The 16421-nt window shown below is 70.9% G+C and carries 15 protein-coding genes; 6 read left to right on the top strand and 9 right to left on the bottom strand.

Features of this window, described 5'->3' with window-relative positions:
- Positions 1-137: 137 nt before the first annotated feature.
- Positions 138-2708, bottom strand: coding sequence for an FHA domain-containing protein (locus ACIBUY_RS37815; protein ID WP_365570646.1), 2571 nt, complete (start codon positions 2706-2708; stop codon positions 138-140).
- Positions 2709-2979: 271 nt separating this feature from the next.
- Between ACIBUY_RS37815 and ACIBUY_RS37810 the strand changes: the two genes are divergently transcribed.
- Positions 2980-4683 carry a streptophobe family protein gene (locus ACIBUY_RS37810; RefSeq protein WP_365570649.1) on the top strand — a complete coding sequence of 568 codons (1704 nt, stop codon included), beginning with the start codon at positions 2980-2982 and terminating at the stop codon, positions 4681-4683.
- Positions 4684-4806: 123 nt separating this feature from the next.
- The gene (gene serB, locus ACIBUY_RS37805) at positions 4807-6060 is read left to right on the top strand and encodes a phosphoserine phosphatase SerB (RefSeq protein ID WP_365570652.1); all 1254 of its coding nucleotides are present in this window, start codon (positions 4807-4809) and stop codon (positions 6058-6060) included.
- 85 nt (positions 6061-6145) lie between these two features.
- On the opposite strand, the gene ACIBUY_RS37800 is transcribed toward serB, so the two are convergent.
- From ACIBUY_RS37800 to ACIBUY_RS37785, 4 genes are all read right to left on the bottom strand, one after another.
- A complete protein-coding gene (locus ACIBUY_RS37800) occupies positions 6146-6664 on the bottom strand; it encodes a histidine phosphatase family protein (RefSeq protein ID WP_365570655.1) in 519 nt (172 codons plus the stop codon).
- Between the two features lie 86 nt (positions 6665-6750).
- The gene (locus ACIBUY_RS37795; RefSeq protein WP_365570658.1) at positions 6751-6957 is read right to left on the bottom strand and encodes a hypothetical protein; all 207 of its coding nucleotides are present in this window, start codon (positions 6955-6957) and stop codon (positions 6751-6753) included.
- A gap of 194 nt (positions 6958-7151) precedes the next feature.
- Positions 7152-7271, bottom strand: a complete 120-nt coding sequence (locus ACIBUY_RS37790) for an SGM_5486 family transporter-associated protein (RefSeq protein ID WP_365570661.1) — start codon at positions 7269-7271, stop codon at positions 7152-7154.
- A gap of 29 nt (positions 7272-7300) precedes the next feature.
- A complete protein-coding gene (locus tag ACIBUY_RS37785; protein WP_365570664.1) occupies positions 7301-8620 on the bottom strand; it encodes a CynX/NimT family MFS transporter in 1320 nt (439 codons plus the stop codon).
- 108 nt (positions 8621-8728) lie between these two features.
- Here ACIBUY_RS37785 and ACIBUY_RS37780 point away from each other — a divergent pair, with 108 nt between their 5' ends.
- Positions 8729-9421: a FadR/GntR family transcriptional regulator gene (locus ACIBUY_RS37780; protein WP_365570667.1), complete on the top strand. Its 693-nt coding sequence runs from the start codon at positions 8729-8731 to the stop codon at positions 9419-9421.
- Here ACIBUY_RS37780 and ACIBUY_RS37775 read toward each other — a convergent pair.
- The 3 genes from ACIBUY_RS37775 to fabG form a co-directional block, all read right to left on the bottom strand.
- Positions 9399-9770: a hypothetical protein gene (locus ACIBUY_RS37775; RefSeq protein WP_365570670.1), complete on the bottom strand. Its 372-nt coding sequence runs from the start codon at positions 9768-9770 to the stop codon at positions 9399-9401. The two genes, ACIBUY_RS37780 and ACIBUY_RS37775, sit on opposite strands and share 23 nt — an antisense overlap.
- An 81-nt stretch (positions 9771-9851) precedes the next feature.
- Positions 9852-10637 (bottom strand): enoyl-ACP reductase FabI, encoded by a 786-nt coding sequence (gene fabI, locus ACIBUY_RS37770; protein WP_365570673.1) that lies wholly within the window; start codon positions 10635-10637, stop codon positions 9852-9854.
- 5 nt (positions 10638-10642) lie between these two features.
- Positions 10643-11359: a 3-oxoacyl-[acyl-carrier-protein] reductase gene (fabG, locus tag ACIBUY_RS37765; protein WP_365570676.1), complete on the bottom strand. Its 717-nt coding sequence runs from the start codon at positions 11357-11359 to the stop codon at positions 10643-10645.
- A gap of 206 nt (positions 11360-11565) precedes the next feature.
- Here fabG and ACIBUY_RS37760 point away from each other — a divergent pair, with 206 nt between their 5' ends.
- From ACIBUY_RS37760 to tyrS, 3 genes are all read left to right on the top strand, one after another.
- The gene (locus ACIBUY_RS37760; protein WP_399155049.1) at positions 11566-13089 is read left to right on the top strand and encodes a TldD/PmbA family protein; all 1524 of its coding nucleotides are present in this window, start codon (positions 11566-11568) and stop codon (positions 13087-13089) included.
- A gap of 82 nt (positions 13090-13171) precedes the next feature.
- Positions 13172-14575 carry a metallopeptidase TldD-related protein gene (locus tag ACIBUY_RS37755; protein WP_399155048.1) on the top strand — a complete coding sequence of 468 codons (1404 nt, stop codon included), beginning with the start codon at positions 13172-13174 and terminating at the stop codon, positions 14573-14575.
- Between the two features lie 64 nt (positions 14576-14639).
- Positions 14640-15911 (top strand): tyrosine--tRNA ligase, encoded by a 1272-nt coding sequence (gene tyrS / locus ACIBUY_RS37750; protein WP_399155047.1) that lies wholly within the window; start codon positions 14640-14642, stop codon positions 15909-15911.
- A gap of 69 nt (positions 15912-15980) precedes the next feature.
- Here the strand turns inward: tyrS and ACIBUY_RS37745 are convergent, their stop codons facing one another.
- Positions 15981-16256 (bottom strand): GlsB/YeaQ/YmgE family stress response membrane protein, encoded by a 276-nt coding sequence (locus tag ACIBUY_RS37745; RefSeq protein ID WP_365570688.1) that lies wholly within the window; start codon positions 16254-16256, stop codon positions 15981-15983.
- Between the last annotated feature and the right edge of the window lie 165 nt (positions 16257-16421).

Raw genomic sequence — 16421 nt, 5'->3', positions numbered from 1 at the left:
ACGGCGCGACCGAAACCGTCACCCGCGGTATCTCACACAATTGGCGGGGACGGGGGGGTCCGCGGCACCGCCCCCCCCCCCCCGGGCCGGGGGCCCCCCCCCGGGGGGGCCCCCCCTTCTCCGTATGCATCACACCGCTACTTGCGCATGACCTCGGGCTCGTGGCGGCGCAGCAGGCGCGCGACCGCGAAGCCGCACGCGATGCCGAGCGCGATCAGGACGGCGAGGTCGATGCCCCACTGGCTGACCGAGTGCTCCCACAGCGGGTCGAGGTCGTTGGGCTTCTTCAGGTCCCACGGCGGCATCAGGTGCGCCAGGTCGAGCGTCGTGCCGGCGGCGCCGATCGCCCAGCGGGACGGCATCAGCCAGGCGAACTGCTCCAGGCCGATCGAGCCGTAGATCTGGAAGAGGACGCCCGTGAAGACGACCTGGACGATCGCGAACATGACGAGCAGCGGCATCGTCTTCTCGGAGGTCTTCACCAGCGAGGAGATGACGAGGCCGAACATCATCGACGTGAAGCCGAGGGCGATGATCGAGATGCAGAGCTCGATCGCCGGCGGCATCAGCAGGCCTTCCTTGGGAAGGTCGCGCGGCACGAAGCCGATGGCGCAGATGATGACGCCCTGGATGGCCGTGATGAAGCCGAGGACGATGACCTTGGACATCAGGTACGCGGAGCGGGACAGGCCGGTGGCGCGTTCCCGTTCGTAGATGACCCGTTCCTTGATCAGCTCGCGGACCGAGTTGGCCGCGGCCGAGAAGCACATGCCGACGGCGATGATCAGCATGATCGTGCCCGCGTCGCCGTTGAACTTGGACGGCGGTTTGGGCGGGGCCAGGCCGAAGTCGGCCGGGATGACCACGGAGACGATGCCGAGGACCGCGGGCAGGATCACCATCAGGCCCATGAAGCCCTTGTCGGACGCGATCACCGACACGTAGCGGCGCATCAGCGTGATGAGCTGGGCGCCCCAGGGCTGCGGTTTGGGCGGCTTCATCGCCGCGGGCGGCGGCATCTGCACCGACTGCGCGGCGACGGCGTCGATGTCGGCCGCGTACATCTGGTAGTGCTGCGAGCCCTTCCAGCGGCCCGCCCAGTCGTAGTCGCGGTAGTTCTCGAACGCCGAGAAGACGTCCGCCCACGTCTCGTAGCCGAAGAAGTTGAGGGCTTCCTCCGGCGGGCCGAAGTAGGCCACGGAACCGCCCGGCGCCATGACGAGGAGCTTGTCGCAGATCGCCAGTTCGGCCACGGAGTGGGTGACGACGAGGACGGTGCGGCCGTCGTCGGCGAGGCCGCGGAGCAGCTGCATGACGTCGCGGTCCATGCCCGGGTCGAGGCCCGACGTGGGCTCGTCCAGGAAGATCAGCGACGGCTTGGTCAGCAGCTCGAGGGCCACCGAGACGCGCTTGCGCTGGCCACCGGAGAGGGAGGTGACCTTCTTCTCCTTGTGGATGTCCAGCTTCAGCTCGCGCAGCACCTCGTCGATGCGCTGCTGGCGCTCCTGCTCGCTGGTGTCCGCGGGGAAGCGGAGCTTGGCGGCGTACTTGAGCGCCTTCTTGACGGTCAGCTCCTTGTGCAGGATGTCGTCCTGCGGGACCAGACCGATGCGCTGGCGCAGCTCGGCGAACTGCTTGTACAGGTTCCGGTTGTCGTAGAGGACGTCGCCCTGGTTGGCGGGACGGTAGCCCGTGAGCGCCTTGAGGAGCGTCGACTTGCCGGAGCCGGACGGGCCGATGACGGCGATCAGCGACTTCTCGGGGACGCCGAAGGAGACGTCCTTGAGGATCTGCTTGCCGCCGTCGACGGTGACCGTCAGGTGACGTGCGGAGAAGGAGACCTCACCGGTGTCGACGAACTCCTCGAGCCGGTCGCCGACGAGCCGGAACGTGGAGTGGCCGACGCCGACGATGTCGTTCGGGCCGAGCAGGGCGCGGCCGCTCTTGGGGATCGGCTGACCGTTGACGTACGTGCCGTTGTGCGAGCCGAGGTCGTGGATCTCGAAGCGGCCGTCGGGCGTCGCGTGGAACTCGGCGTGGTGGCGCGAGACCTGGAGGTCGGAGACCACCAGCTCGTTCTCCAGCGCACGGCCGATGCGCATGACGCGGCCGAGCGCCAGCTGGTGGAAGGTCGTCGGGCTGCGGTCGCCGTAGACCGGCGGGGCCCCCGCGACTCCGCCGGGGCCCTGCTGCTGCGGGACCTTCGGGGCCTGCGCCTGGGGCTGCTGCTGCCACTGCTGCTGTTGCTGCGGCGGCTGCTGCTGGGGCGCCTGCTGTTGCGGCCAGCCGGGCTGCTGCTGGTACTGCTGCGGCGGCTGCTGGTTGAGGCCGGCGGCCTGCTGCTGCGCCTGGTGCGGCGAGGCCTGCCCCGGCTGCGCGGCCTGTGCGGGCTGCGCGGAGACGGCGGCGGCCTGGGCGCTGCCCTGCACGTTCACGCGCGGGCCGTCGGTCGAGTTGCCGAGGTGCACGGACGAGCCGGGGCCGATCTCCATCTGATGGATCCGCTGGCCCTGGACGAACGTGCCGTTGGTCGATCCGTGGTCCTCGATGACCCAACTGCGGCCGCCCCAGCTGATCGTGGCGTGACGCCAGGACACCCTGGCGTCGTCGAGCACGATGTCTCCCCCCGGATCACGGCCGAGGGTGTACGGCCTGGACGGATCGAGCGTCCAGGTCCTGCCATTCAATTCCAGTACGAGTTCAGGCACTCCAAGCCCCACTGAGTTTGTCCCCCGAAGTTGTGCCCCGTCATGGGGAGTCTAGGGATGTCGAACATCGTGAGGAACTATTTCAGGAACGCCCCCGTGACCGAAAGTCGGGCCTTGCGTCGGGGGTTGTGAAGACTCCAGGACAGCGCCGGTGCCCGCCCCGTTGACGGAGCAGATACGGCCCCGGAGAGTAGTAACCGCCCACAACTCCCAACGGATCATTCCTACATGGGATATCTCGGGCGAAGCGGTACGGATCGGGGGGTCCCTGATGGCCTTGACGGAGACGGGCGACGGCACGGATCGGCGTGCCGGTCTGCCCGTCGGCGATGTGCTGCTCTCGGCCATTGCCGCGGTGAGCTGGGCGTTCATCGGGATGGCGGGCGTCGCCGCGCTCGGGCTCCATCTCCTGGAGGCGGATTCGGCGGGCGCGCTCGGGCCGATGACGGCGGCCACGGTGGCGATCGGCGTGGGCGGGCGCGTGACGCCGTCCGGTGACGTCTCGGCGTTCGGCCTGGACAGCGCGCAGGCGCACACCGCGATCGACGTGGCGCCGCTGGGGGTCGGCCTGGTCGGTGCGTTGCTGCTGAGCTGGTTCTTCCTACGCTCCTTGCGGGCGGCGGGAGTTGGGGTCTCCCCCGGTGAACTGGCGGCACGGGCGGGGGCCGTGGTCGTCCTGTTCGTGGGGATGCTGGGCGGGCTCGCGTGGGCGGGTCACGACATCATCACGATTGACGGTTCGAAGCTGGGACTGAACGACATTCCGGGCGCCGGGGGCCTGCCGGGCGACATCAAGGACAAGTTGCCCGGCGGCATCGGAGGGCTGCTGCCCGACCGGCTGAACGACCTCGTGAAGGCGAAGGCGTCCGTCGGCTTCACGGTGGAGACGGGGGCCACGCTGCTCGGCGGGGCCGCGTTCGTGATCGGGGTGCTGCTGATCGCCCTGCTCGCCTCACGCCGCACACCGCTGCCCCGCGGCCTGGACGCGGTGCACCGCGTCGTGCGGCCCGCGGCGTCGGCGCTCGTGACGGTGCTGCTCGTGGCGGTCCTCGCGGGCCTCGCCGCGGCGCTGTACGCGATGATCGGCGACGCCCACCCGAAGCGGATCGCGGGCGCGGCCCTGCTCGGCGCGCCCAACGGGGTGTGGCTCGGGGTGCCCATCGGCCTGTTCGTGCCCTGGGACGGCAGAGCGTCGGGCGCGCTCGTGAACCTGCTTCCCGCCCCGCTGGACGACCTGCTCGGCGGGCAGTCGGGCCAGGACGTGACCCTGGGCCGCCTGGCCGAACTCGACGGCAGGGTCTGGCTGTTGGCCGTCGCGATGGCCCTGATGATGCTGTTCGCCGGGGTCCTCACGGCGGTGCGCACCCCGCGCGACACGGGCCTGGCGGGCTTCGCGGGACGCTGCGCGGTGCGGCTCGGCGTCGTGACGGCCCTCGCGCTGCCGCTCCTGGTGTGGCTGACGGACGTATCGGCGGACGCCTCGCTGTCGGTGCTCGGCTTCGACGCGTTCGGCGCGGGCATCGAGCTGCACGGGCACCTCGGGATGGCCCTGCTGCTCGGGGCCGCGTGGGGTGCGGGGGCCGGGGCGCTCGGGGCGCTGCTCGCGTCCGCGACCGGGGCCGCGGGCGGGCGCGTCGCGCCGTTGGCCCTCGCCGCGGACGGGCCGCCCTCGGCCCAGGAGCCGACGGGCCCCTATCGGCAGAGCCGCCCGTACCGCCCGTCGAACGCCGACACGAACCCGTACCTGAAGCAGCCCGACGAGTTCAGGCGCGATCGGGACCAGGGCCGCTACGCGGACGAACCCCACGGCGACGGCATGACCGGCGCCCCCACCGTCGCGGGTCCCGTCGCCCCCGAGCCGCCCCGCCCGCGCGGCGGCGACGGCCGCGGGTCCTGGCCACCGCCGCCTCCCCCGCCACCGGCCCCGGGGCCGACGCGGGACGGGCCGCGGCGACGCAGGGATCGCGGACGGTAAGGCGTCGGTAGGGCATCGGTAGGACATCGGTAGGAGATCGGTAGGGGATCGGGTTCGGCGCCCTGTCCGGTACGCGGACCGTGGCCGCGCACCCGTACACGAGCCCGATAACGTAAGGGCATCATGAGCGCTTCGCAGCCCCAGCACCCTGCTGATGCCCCGTACGTCGACGGTTACGAGCCCGCGCCGGCCGACGTCCCGACCCTGCTGGTCAAGATCTTCGGCAAGGACCGGCCCGGTCTGACCGCCGGGCTCTTCGACACCCTCGCCGCGTACTCCGTCGATGTGGTCGACATCGAGCAGGTCGTCACGCGTGGCCGCATCGTCCTGTGCGCCCTGGTGACCGAGCCGCCCGCCGGGCTCGAGGGAGATCTGCGGGCCACCGTCCACAGTTGGGCGGAGTCCGTGAAGATGCAGGCCGAGATCATCTCGGGCCTCGGCGACAACCGGCCGCGCGGCGAGGGCCGTTCGCTGGTCACCGTGCTCGGCCACCCGCTCACCGCCGAGTCGACGGCGGCGATCGCCGCGACGATCACCGGCACGGGCGGCAACATCGACCGCATCTTCCGGCTCGCCAAGTACCCCGTCACCGCCGTCGAGTTCGCGGTGTCCGGCACCGGGACCGAGGCGCTGCGCACCGCCCTCGCGATGGAGGCGGCGAAGTGGGGCGTGGACGTGGCGGTCGTCTCGGCCGGGCTGCACCGGCGGGCGCAGCGGCTCGTCGTGATGGACGTCGACTCGACGCTCATCCAGGACGAGGTGATCGAGCTGTTCGCGGCGCACGCGGGCTGCGAGGACAAGGTCGCCGAGGTGACCGCGGCGGCGATGCGCGGCGAACTGGACTTCGAGCAGTCGTTGCACGCGCGCGTGGCGCTCCTCGAAGGCCTCGACGCGTCGGTGGTCCACAAGGTCAGGAGCGAGGTGCGGCTGACTCCGGGCGCGCGGACCCTGATCCGTACGCTCAAGCGCCTCGGCTATCAAGTGGGCGTGGTTTCCGGCGGTTTCACGCAGGTCACGGACGATCTGCAGGAGCGGCTCGGCCTCGATTTCGCGCAGGCCAACACCCTGGAGATCGTCGACGGGAAGCTGACCGGCAAGGTCACCGGCGAGATCGTGGACCGCGCGGGCAAGGCGCGGCTGCTGCGCCGGTTCGCCGCGGAGGCCGGGGTCCCGCTGGCGCAGACCGTGGCGATCGGCGACGGCGCGAACGACCTGGACATGCTGAACGCGGCGGGGCTCGGCGTCGCCTTCAACGCGAAGCCGGTGGTCCGCGAGGCGGCGCACACCGCGGTGAACGTGCCGTTCCTCGACACGGTCCTGTACCTGCTGGGCATCACGCGCGAAGAGGTCGAGGCGGCGGACGCGCAGGAGGTCTGATCCACGCCTACGTAGAGGCCCGGTACCGGCGTTCGGTACCGGGCCTCTACGTATGTCCGTACGTACGGGTGTCCGTACGTACGGGTCAGTCGTTCGGCGACCAGTAGTCGACCAGGGTCGCGGTGCCCGGTTCGAGGGACTTCCAGGAGCCGGTGAAGGACAGCACGGCGAAGGCGGCGGTCGGGAATCCGCCCCGGTTCATCCGCTGGGCCGCGGGGCCCTCGGCGCCGCCGGTCAGCACCTCGACGAGGCCGTGCACTCCGGGGTTGTGGCCGATCAGGACGGCATTGCGGACGTCCTCCGGCGTCTCGTTGAGCACGGCGATCAGCTCGCCGGGGGACGCCTCGTAGATCCGCTCCTCGTAGACGGTCCTGGGCCGGTCCGGCAGCGCGGAGACGGCAAGCTTCCACGTCTCGCGGGTGCGCGCTGCGGTCGAGCACAGGGCCAGGTCGAGGGCGATGCCCGAGTCGGCCAGCCTGCGGCCGGCGACGGGGGCGTCTTTGCGGCCCCTCTCGGCGAGCGGCCGCTCGTGGTCGGAGACCTGGGGCCAGTCCGCCTTGGCATGCCGGAAAAGGACGATCCTGCGGGGTTCTGCGACGCTCATGGATCCCAGCTTCGCACGAACCCGGCCGTCGGGCGCAGGGAGTTGACGGGCTCACCCGGCACGGGTGAACGCGGGGTACCGAGCCGCTACTGGGCCACGAGTTCCCTCGCGCGCTCCAGGATGTGGGAGATGGCCGGGTCGCCCGACGCGGCCTGGGCGTCGGCCGGGTTGAGGATCAGCAGCAGCAGAGCGACGAACGCGAGGGCGGGCAGCACGATCGCCCACCAGGGCAGCGTGATGTCGACGCCGCGCGTGGCTGCCGGGTGGGGCCGGGAGTGCGTGGGGGCCGACATGGCTTCCTCCGTGGTCCGTATCGTCTACGTGCTCTTCGTGCGGCGCCGATGCTCTCGGCGACACTTCGAAGGTACGGACTCCGCGGCCCTCAACCCATCCGGTGATCCACCCACTTGACCCTGACACTGGCCCCCTAGGGGATGGTGGAGTTAACCCCACCCCCGGGCCCCGGCCGGGTCCGGGAGGGCGGGTGTCAGGGCGAGGCGAGCGTCGCGATGACGGCCACGACCACGGTGACGGCCAGCATCGCGCCGAGCACCAGCAGGAGCTTCTTCTGACTGTTCTGGGGATTCGGGTCGAGCACAGGCGACATGCGGCAAGTGTCGCACCCGTCCCGGGTCGTCAGGACGCCGGGGCCGCCTCGACCGTCCCCGTCGTCTGCGCCCCCTCGTCCTCGATGGTGCGGTTGCGGCCCGCGAGGACGCCGACCACGATCTGCGGCACCATCAGCGCGGCCATGAGCGCGATCGGCACGCTCCAGCCGTCGGTGGCCTGGTTGAGGACGCCGATGAGCAGCGGCCCGGGGATCGAGATCAGATAGCCGGTGGACTGCGCGAACGCGGACAGCTTGGCGACGCCGGCACCGGTGCGGGCCCGCATGCCGACCATCGTGAGGGCCAGCGGGAAGGAGCAGTTGGAGACGCCGAGCAGGATCGCCCACGCCCAGGCGCCGGACGACGGCGCGAAGTACAGGCCCGCGTAACCGGCGAGGCCGCAGATGCCGAGGGCGATCACGATCGGGCCCTGGCTTGCCAGCCGGGCGGCGACGCGGGGGATGACGAAGGCGAGCGGGACGCCCATCGCCATGGTGACGGCGAGCAGCACACCGGCCGTCGACGCGGAGACCCCGGCGTCGCGGAAGATCTGCGGCATCCAGCCCATGGTGATGTACGCGGCCGTGGCCTGGAGTCCGAAGAAGACGGCGAGCGCCCATGCGGTGCGGCTGCGGGTGATGCGAAGCCCGTCGCCGGCGGCCGTCGCCCGGGCCGCGGGTTCGGCCGGGGCCGCTCCCCCGACACGGACGAGCGGGATCCACGGCAGCACCGCGGCGACGGCGAGTACGGCCCAGACGGCGAGCCCCGGCTGCCAGTTGCCGCCCATCGCGTCGGTCATGGGCACGGTCGCGGCGGCGGCGAGCGAGGTGCCCGCGGCGAGCGCCATCGAGTACAGGCCCGTCATGGAGCCGACGCGGTCCGGGAACCAGCGCTTGACGATGACCGGCATCAGCACGTTGCTGACCGCGATGCCCATGAGGGCGAGGGCGCTGGCGACCAGGAACCCGGCGGTGTTGCCGGTGTACGGGCGGATGATCAGGCCCGTGGCGATGGCGGCCATGCCCGCGCAGACGACGGCGCTCGGGCCGAACCGCCTGGCGAGGCGGGGCGCCATCACGCCGAAGATCGCGAAGCACAGCGGCGGTACGGAGGTGAGCAGTCCGGCGACGCTGCCGCTCATGCCGAGCCCGTCGCGGACCTCTTCGAGGAGGGCGCCGAGGCTGGTGATCGCGGGCCGCAGGTTCAGGGCGGCGAGGACGATGCCGACGATGACGAGACGTACGGCCCACGCGCGCGGGGCGGCACCTTTCTCCGTCGTCTCCGTGGGTATCGGGGCTGCTGCGGTCGGCGGAGCCATCGTCGGGGTCGGGGTTTCCTCACTAGCCATGAGACCCATCTTAGAATCATGGGATGATTGGTTGTCCAATCGGTTTGCGTCACACTGTGGGCGTCACACCACGGTTCCGTCCGACACGGCCAGCACGAAGGAACGTCGATGCCACTGACCTCCCCCCGCCGCTCGGCCCTGTCCGAGCAGGTCATCTCCGCTCTGCGTGCCCAGATCTCCTCGGGCGAGTGGCCCGTGGGCTCCCGCATCCCCACCGAGCCCGAGCTCGTGGAGCAGCTCGGCGTCGCCCGGAACACGGTGCGGGAGGCGGTGCGCGCGCTCGCGCACAACGGGCTGCTCGACATCCGGCAGGGCTCGGGCACGTACGTCGTGGCGACCAGCGAGCTGGCGGGCGTGATGCAGCGCCGGTTCGCGGAGGCCGATCCGCGGCACATCGCCGAGCTGCGCTCCACGCTGGAGTCCAGCGCCGCGAAGCTCGCCGCCGAGCGGCGCACCGAGCGCGATCTCAAGCAGCTCGACGCGCTCCTCGTACGCCGTGAGGAGGCCTGGGAGTCGGGTGACGCGGAGGCGTTCGTGACGGCGGACGCGACGTTCCACATGGCCGTGGTGGCCGCGTCCCACAACGACGTGATGACGGCGATGTACGCCGATCTCGGCGAGGTGCTGCGGGACTGGCTGCGCGACGACGTGCGCGGCGGGCTGACCGCGGAGAACCACATGGACCACACGCGCCTGGTCGACGCGATCAGGGAGGGCGACGCGGACGCCGCTGCCGCGGAGGCGGCCGGCTATCCGTTCCTGTGCCGTCCCGGCCGGTTCAGTCCGCCTGCTGGTGACTGACCCAGGCGGTCCGCACGTTCTTCCAGCACCGCCCGGCGAGCCGCACGGTCTCGGCGGGCCCGACCGCGGTCGGCGCCGAGTCGCTGTCGACGTCCCACCACGGGTCGCACTCGATGTGCAGGGCGACGCGGTCGACGGCGGGATACGCGTTGTGACAGGTGGCGGTCGCCCGGGTCCCGGCGACGTCGACCCGGCAACCGGCGCCGAACAGTTCACGCTTCTCGGCGGCCGTCTTCTCCGCCGTCTTCTCCGCCGTCTTCTCCGCGGTGTCCGACGCGGCGTCGTACGGGAGCGCGATCAGCAGGGCTAGGGCGGTGAGGGCTAGGGCTATGCGGTGGGGCACACGCACGAAGGGACCTCCTCGCACCCAGGGTGCTAGGAGGTCCCCTTGTCCCGCCCGGCCGGTGGGCCGAACGAGGGAGTCGAACCGTCAGGCGCCGATGGCGTGCAGCCCGCCGTCCACGTGGATGATCTCGCCCGTGGTCTTCGGGAACCAGTCCGACAGGAGCGCGACGATGCCGCGGCCCGCCGGCTCCGGGTCCTCGAGCTTCCACTCCAGCGGGGACCGGCTGTCCCACACCGCGGCGAGCTCGCTGAAGCCGGGGATCGACTTCGCGGCCATCGAGCCGATCGGGCCCGCCGAGATCAGGTTGCACCGGACGTCGTGCTCGCCCAGGTAGCGCGCCATGTAGCGGTTCGTCGCCTCGAGGGCGGCCTTGGCCGGGCCCATCCAGTCGTACTGCGGCCACGCGAACTGCGCGTCGAAGGTGAGGCCGACGACGGAGCCGCCCTCGTTCATCAGCGGCAGCAGGGCCATCGTCAGCGACTTCAGGGAGAAGGCGGAGACGTGCATGGCGGTGGACACGGACTCGAACGGCGTGTTCAGGAAGTTGCCGCCGAGCGCGTCCTGCGGCGCGAAGCCGATGGAGTGCACGATGCCGTCGAGACGGCCGCCGAGGTGCTCGCGGACCTGGCCCTCCAGGCGGGCGAGGTGCTCGTCGTTCGAGACGTCGAGCTCCAGGACCTTGACCTTGTCCGGGTCCGGCAGCTTCTTGGCGATGCGCTCGGTCAGCGTCGGGCGCGGCCACGCGGTGAGGATGATCTCCGCACCCTGCTCCTGGGCCAGCTTCGCGGCGTGGAAGGCGATGGAGGACTCCATCAGCACACCGGTGATGAGGATCTTCTTGCCCTCGAGGATTCCAGTGGTGTTCGTCATCGTGCCTAGTGACCCATTCCCAGTCCGCCGTCAACCGGGATGACGGCTCCAGTGATGTACGACGCCTCGTCCGAGGCCAGGAACTTCACCACTGAGGCGATCTCCTCGACCTGCGCGTACCGGCCGAGCGGCACCTGGGCGACGATGCCCGCGCGCTGCTCGTCGGTGAGCGCCTGGGTCATGTCGGTGTCGACGAAACCCGGGGCGACGACGTTGAAGGTGATGTTGCGCGACCCGAGCTCACGGGCGAGGGAGCGCGCGAAGCCGACCAGGCCCGCCTTCGAGGCGGCGTAGTTCGCCTGCCCCGCCGAGCCGAGCAGGCCCACGACGGAGGAGATCAGGACGACACGGCCCTTCTTGGCGCGCAGCATGGCGCGGTTGGCGCGCTTGACGACGCGGAAGGTGCCCGTGAGGTTGGTGTCGAGGACGGACGTGAAGTCCTCCTCGGACATCCGCATGAGGAGCTGGTCCTTGGTGACGCCGGCGTTGGCGACCAGCACCTCCACCGGGCCGTGCTTCTCCTCGATCTCCTTGTAGGCCACGTCCACCTGCTCGGCGTCGGTGATGTCGCACCTGACGGCGAGCAGGCCGAGCTTCTCCAGCTCCGCGGGGTCGCCCGAGCGGTACGTGATCGCGACCTTGTCGCCGGCCTCGGCGAATGCACGGGCGATGGCGAGGCCGATGCCCCGGTTTCCTCCGGTGACGAGAACCGAGCGGCTCAACGGATCACCCTTTCGATTGCGGTGGTAGTACCTCGAAAACCTATCGGTCCGACCGTTGGTACGGAGAATCGACCACCGACAGTGGCATCCACGCGTCGCTGTCGGGTCCCTACAGAAAGGTCTGGCCGCGCACCCCTGCCGCGCGACATGATCGAGGCGACGACGTGACCCGGACGACAGCGACCGGACGACAGGGAGAGACATTCGTGCCTCATACGATCGATGACGCCTTCACGGCGCTCCCCTTGAGGGCGCTCGCCGACGCGGCCCTCGCCCGCGCCCGTGCCCTGGGCGCCGAGCACGCGGACTTCCGCTTCGAGCGGGTGCGCAGCGCGGCGGTGCGGCTGCGGGACGCCAGGCCGGCCGGCTCGTCCGACACCACGGACCTGGGCTACGCGGTGCGCGTGGTGCACGGCGGTACGTGGGGCTTCGCGTCCGGCGTGGACCTGTCCATGGACGCGGCGGCGAAGGTGGCGTCCCAGGCCGTGGCGATGGCGAAGCTGAGCGCGCAGGTGATCAAGGCCGCGGGGTCGAAGGAGCGCGTGGAGCTGGCCGCCGAGCCGGTGCACGCGGACCGGACCTGGATCTCCTCGTACGAGATCGACCCCTTCTCCGTGCCGGAGGAGGAGCGGTCCGGGCTGCTCGCCGACTGGAGCGCGCGGCTGCTCGCCGCCGACGGGGTCTCCCACGTGGACGCCTCGTTGCTCTCCGTCCACGAGAACAAGTTCTACGCGGACACGGCCGGGACCGTGACGACGCAGCAGCGCGTGCGGCTCCACCCGCAGCTCACGGCCGTCGCGGTGGACGACTCGAGCGGCGAGTTCGATTCGATGCGCACGATCGCGCCGCCGGCCGGGCGCGGCTGGGAGTACCTGACCGGCACCGGCTGGGACTGGGAGAGCGAGCTGGCGCAGATCCCGGAGCTGCTCGCGGAGAAGATGCGGGCGCCGAGCGTGCGGGCGGGCTCGTACGACCTGGTCGTGGACCCGTCGAATCTGTGGCTGACCATTCACGAGTCCATCGGGCACGCCACGGAGCTGGACCGCGCGCTCGGCTACGAGGCGGCGTACGCGGGCACGTCCTTCGCCACGTTCGACCAGCTCGGGAAGTTGAAGTACGGCTCCGAGATCATGAACGTGACGGGGGACCGTACCGCCGAGCACGGCCTCGCCACCATCGGCTACGACGACGAGGGCGTGGCGGGACAGTCCTGGGACCTGGTGAAGGACGGGACGCTGGTCGGCTATCAACTCGACCGCCGCATCGCCAAGTTGACCGGTTTCGACCGGTCCAACGGGTGCGCGTACGCCGACTCCCCCGGCCATGTGCCCGTACAGCGGATGGCGAACGTCTCGCTCCAGCCTGATCCGGGCGGGCTGTCGACGGACGATCTGATCGCGGGCGTCGACCGCGGGATCTACGTCGTCGGTGACCGGTCCTGGTCCATCGACATGCAGCGCTACAACTTCCAGTTCACCGGACAGCGCTTCTTCAAGATCGAGAACGGGCGGCTCACCGGGCAGTTGCGCGACGTCGCGTACCAGGCGACGACGACCGACTTCTGGGGCTCGATGGCCGCGGTCGGCGGCCCGCAGACCTACGTCCTCGGCGGCGCCTTCAACTGCGGCAAGGCCCAGCCGGGCCAGGTCGCCGCCGTCTCGCACGGCTGCCCCAGCGCACTGTTCAAGGGCGTCAACATCCTCAACACCACTCAGGAGGCCGGTCGATGAGCGTCACGCACGGAATCGGCCGGGGGTCCGGGGGTCGTCCCCCGGGAAAGCACAGTCTCAACACGACGCAGGAGGCCGGTCGATGAGCCCGCGCAGCAGCAAGCCGTACGAGATCGTCGAGCGGGCCCTGGAGCTGTCGCGGGCCGACGGCTGTGTCGTCGTCGCCGACGAGACGTCCACCGCCAACCTGCGCTGGGCGGGCAACGCGCTGACCACGAACGGGGTCACGCGCGGCCGCACCCTGACCGTCATCGCGACCGTCGACGGCAAGGAGGGCACCGCGAGCGGTGTCGTGTCCCGGGCGGCCGTGACCGCCGACGACCTTGAGCCTCTCGTCCGTGCCGCCGAGGAGGCAGCGGCCAAGGCCGGGCCCGCCGAGGACGCGCAGCCGCTGGTCGGCGGCGCCGCGCACTCCCCCGGCTTCACGGAGGCGCCCGCGGAGACGTCCTCGGCCGTGTTCGCGGACTTCGCGCCCGCGCTCGGCGAGGCGTTCGCCCGGGCCAGGGCCGGCGGGCGCGAGCTGTACGGCTTCGCCAACCACGAGCTGACCAGCAGCTATCTCGGTACGTCGACGGGCCTGCGGCTGCGGCACGACCAGCCGAACGGGACGCTCGAGCTGAACGCCAAGTCGCCGGACCGCAAGCGTTCGGCGTGGGCGGGGCGCTCGACCCGGGACTTCAAGGACGTCGACCCCGCCGCCCTGGACGCGGAGCTGGCCACCCGGCTCGGGTGGGCCGAGCGCCGGATCGAGCTGCCCGCGGGGCGTTACGAGACGCTGCTGCCGCCGACCGCCGTCGCCGACCTGCTGATCTATCTGCTGTGGTCGGCCGGGGCGCGGGACGCCGCCGAGGGCCGGACGGTCTTCAGCAAGCCCGGCGGCGGCACCCGGATCGGGGAGCGGCTGAGCGAGCTGCCACTGACGCTGCGCAGCGATCCGCACGAGCCGGGGCTCGAGTCCGCCCCGTTCGTGCTCGCGCACGCCTCCGGCGACGACGCGTCCGTCTTCGACAACGGGCTGCCGCTCGACGCCACCGAGTGGATCTCGGGCGGCGAGCTGCGGCACCTGACGACGACGCGGCACAGCGCGGCCCTGACCGGCCTCCCGGTGGCCCCGGCGATCGACAACCTGATCCTCGACGGCGGCTCGGGCAGGTCCCTGGACGAGATGGTCGCGGCGACGGACCATCGAGGGCCCTGCCTGCTGCTGACCTGCCTGTGGTACATCCGCGAGGTCGACCCGGCGACGCTGCTGCTGACCGGTCTGACCCGGGACGGCGTCTATCTCGTGGAGAACGGCGAGGTGGTGGGCGAGGTGAACAACTTCCGGTTCAACGAGTCGCCGGTCGACCTCCTGACGCGGGCCACCGAGGCCGGACGTACGGAAAAGACGCTGCCCCGGGAGTGGGGCGACTGGTTCACTCGAGCTGCGATGCCGGCGCTGCGCGTGCCGGACTTCAACATGAGCTCGGTCAGTCAGGGCGTCTGACCCTCCCGGTTTCGCCCATAGACTGGCCAGGACCCATCAGCACTGTTCAAGGAGACACGGCACCGTGACGGACATCGTCGACGAGCTGAAGTGGCGCGGCCTGTGGGCCCAGTCCACGGACGAGGACGCCCTGCGCAAGGCGCTCGCGGACGGTCCGGTCACGTTCTATTGCGGTTTCGACCCGACCGCGGCCTCCCTCCACGTCGGACATCTGGTGCAGGTGCTGACCATGCGCCGCCTCCAGCAGGCGGGCCTGCGCCCGCTGGCCCTGGTCGGCGGCGCCACGGGCCAGATCGGCGACCCGCGCCCGACGGCCGAGCGCACGCTGAACGACCCGGAGACCATCGCCCAGTGGGTGACCCGGCTGCGCTCGCAGATCGAGCCGTTCCTCGACTTCGAGGGTGAGAACGCGGCGACGATGGTGAACAACCTGGACTGGACCGCGGGCATGTCCGCGATCGAGTTCCTGCGCGACATCGGCAAGCACTTCCGCGTGAACAAGATGCTCACCAAGGACTCGGTCGCCCGGCGCCTCGAGTCGCAGGAGGGCATCAGCTACACGGAGTTCAGCTACCAGCTCCTGCAGGGCATGGACTTCCTGGAGCTGTACCGGCGCTACGGCTGCACGCTCCAGCAGGGCGGCTCGGACCAGTGGGGCAACCTCACGGCGGGCCTCGACCTGATCCACCGCCTGGAGCCGGAGGCGTCGGCCCACTGCCTGGCGACGCCGCTGATGGTGAAGGCCGACGGCACCAAGTTCGGCAAGACCGAGGGCGGGGCCGTCTGGCTCGACCCCGAGATGACCACGCCGTACGCGTTCTACCAGTTCTGGCTGAACGTGGACGACCGGGACGTCTCGACGTACATGCGCATCCTGTCCTTCCGGTCCCGCGAGGAGCTGGAGGAGCTGGAGGCGCAGACCGCCGAGCGCCCGCAGGCCCGCGCCGCGCAGCGCGCGCTGGCCGAGGAGCTGACGACGCTCGTGCACGGCGCCGATCAGACGGCGGCCGTGATCTCCGCGTCGAAGGCGCTGTTCGGGCAGGGCGACGGGAACCTGGCGGACCTGGACGGGGCGACGCTGGCCGCCGCGCTGTCCGAGCTGCCGAAGATCCAGGTCGCCGAGCTCGGCCCGGTCGTCGACCTGTTCGCCGAGGTCGGCCTCGTCGCCAGCAAGTCGGCCGCGCGCCGGACCGTGAAGGAGGGCGGCGCGTACGTGAACAACGTGAAGGTCGCCGCCGAGGACGCGGTGCCGGACGCCGACGACCTGCTGCACGGGCGCTGGCTGGTGCTGCGCCGCGGCAAGAAGAACCTGGCCGCGGTGGAGGTCACGGGCTGACGCCCGTACGTCGCACATCCCGAAGGGGCCGGTTCTCCGTCACACGGAGTTCCGGCCCCTTCGGCATGCCTAGGCCTTCTTCTTGTTGCCCCGCAGTGCCACCCAGGCCATGTCGCCCAGGCCCACCACCACGACCGCACCGATCAGCTGCAGCAGGTGACGGGTCCAGTCGATGCCCTTGGTGTCGTTGACACCGAGGCCCGTGGCCGCCCAGTTTCCCAGCACGCTGCCGATGATCCCGAAGACGGTCGTCAGCCACAGTGGGATCTGCTGCTTGCCCGGCAGGATCGCCTTTGCGATCAGACCGAGCACAAAGCCCACGATGATTGCCCACAACCAAGCCATGTCGTCGCCTCCTCATACGGCGCGAGGGGTGCGCACCTGCGCACGTGCGATCAGTCTCGGCCCGTACGCCATACGGCGCATGTCGGGCAGCGCCATACGCGGTACGGCGCAGGTCGGGCACCCGACTCAGGCGTCCCCCGGTCTCGTAGCCGACGCACCCCGGGC

The sequence above is a fragment of the Streptomyces sp. NPDC050085 genome, assembly GCF_044460595.1.
Classification (GTDB): Bacteria; Actinomycetota; Actinomycetes; order Streptomycetales; family Streptomycetaceae; genus Streptomyces.
This window is presented reverse-complemented; position numbering and strand designations above follow the sequence as displayed.

What these genes read in the sequence shown, in the direction of transcription:
- ACIBUY_RS37810 (WP_365570649.1), top strand. Translation starts at nt 2,980, where the DNA reads ATGGCCTTGACGGAGACGGGCGACGGCACGGATCGGCGTGCCGGTCTG.
- serB (WP_365570652.1), top strand. Translation starts at nt 4,807, where the DNA reads ATGAGCGCTTCGCAGCCCCAGCACCCTGCTGATGCCCCGTACGTCGAC.
- ACIBUY_RS37800 (WP_365570655.1), bottom strand. Translation starts at nt 6,664, where the DNA reads ATGAGCGTCGCAGAACCCCGCAGGATCGTCCTTTTCCGGCATGCCAAG.
- ACIBUY_RS37795 (WP_365570658.1), bottom strand. Translation starts at nt 6,957, where the DNA reads ATGTCGGCCCCCACGCACTCCCGGCCCCACCCGGCAGCCACGCGCGGC.
- ACIBUY_RS37790 (WP_365570661.1), bottom strand. Translation starts at nt 7,271, where the DNA reads ATGTCGCCTGTGCTCGACCCGAATCCCCAGAACAGTCAGAAGAAGCTC.
- ACIBUY_RS37785 (WP_365570664.1), bottom strand. Translation starts at nt 8,620, where the DNA reads ATGGCTAGTGAGGAAACCCCGACCCCGACGATGGCTCCGCCGACCGCA.
- ACIBUY_RS37780 (WP_365570667.1), top strand. Translation starts at nt 8,729, where the DNA reads ATGCCACTGACCTCCCCCCGCCGCTCGGCCCTGTCCGAGCAGGTCATC.
- fabI (WP_365570673.1), bottom strand. Translation starts at nt 10,637, where the DNA reads ATGACGAACACCACTGGAATCCTCGAGGGCAAGAAGATCCTCATCACC.
- ACIBUY_RS37755 (WP_399155048.1), top strand. Translation starts at nt 13,172, where the DNA reads ATGAGCCCGCGCAGCAGCAAGCCGTACGAGATCGTCGAGCGGGCCCTG.
- ACIBUY_RS37745 (WP_365570688.1), bottom strand. Translation starts at nt 16,256, where the DNA reads ATGGCTTGGTTGTGGGCAATCATCGTGGGCTTTGTGCTCGGTCTGATC.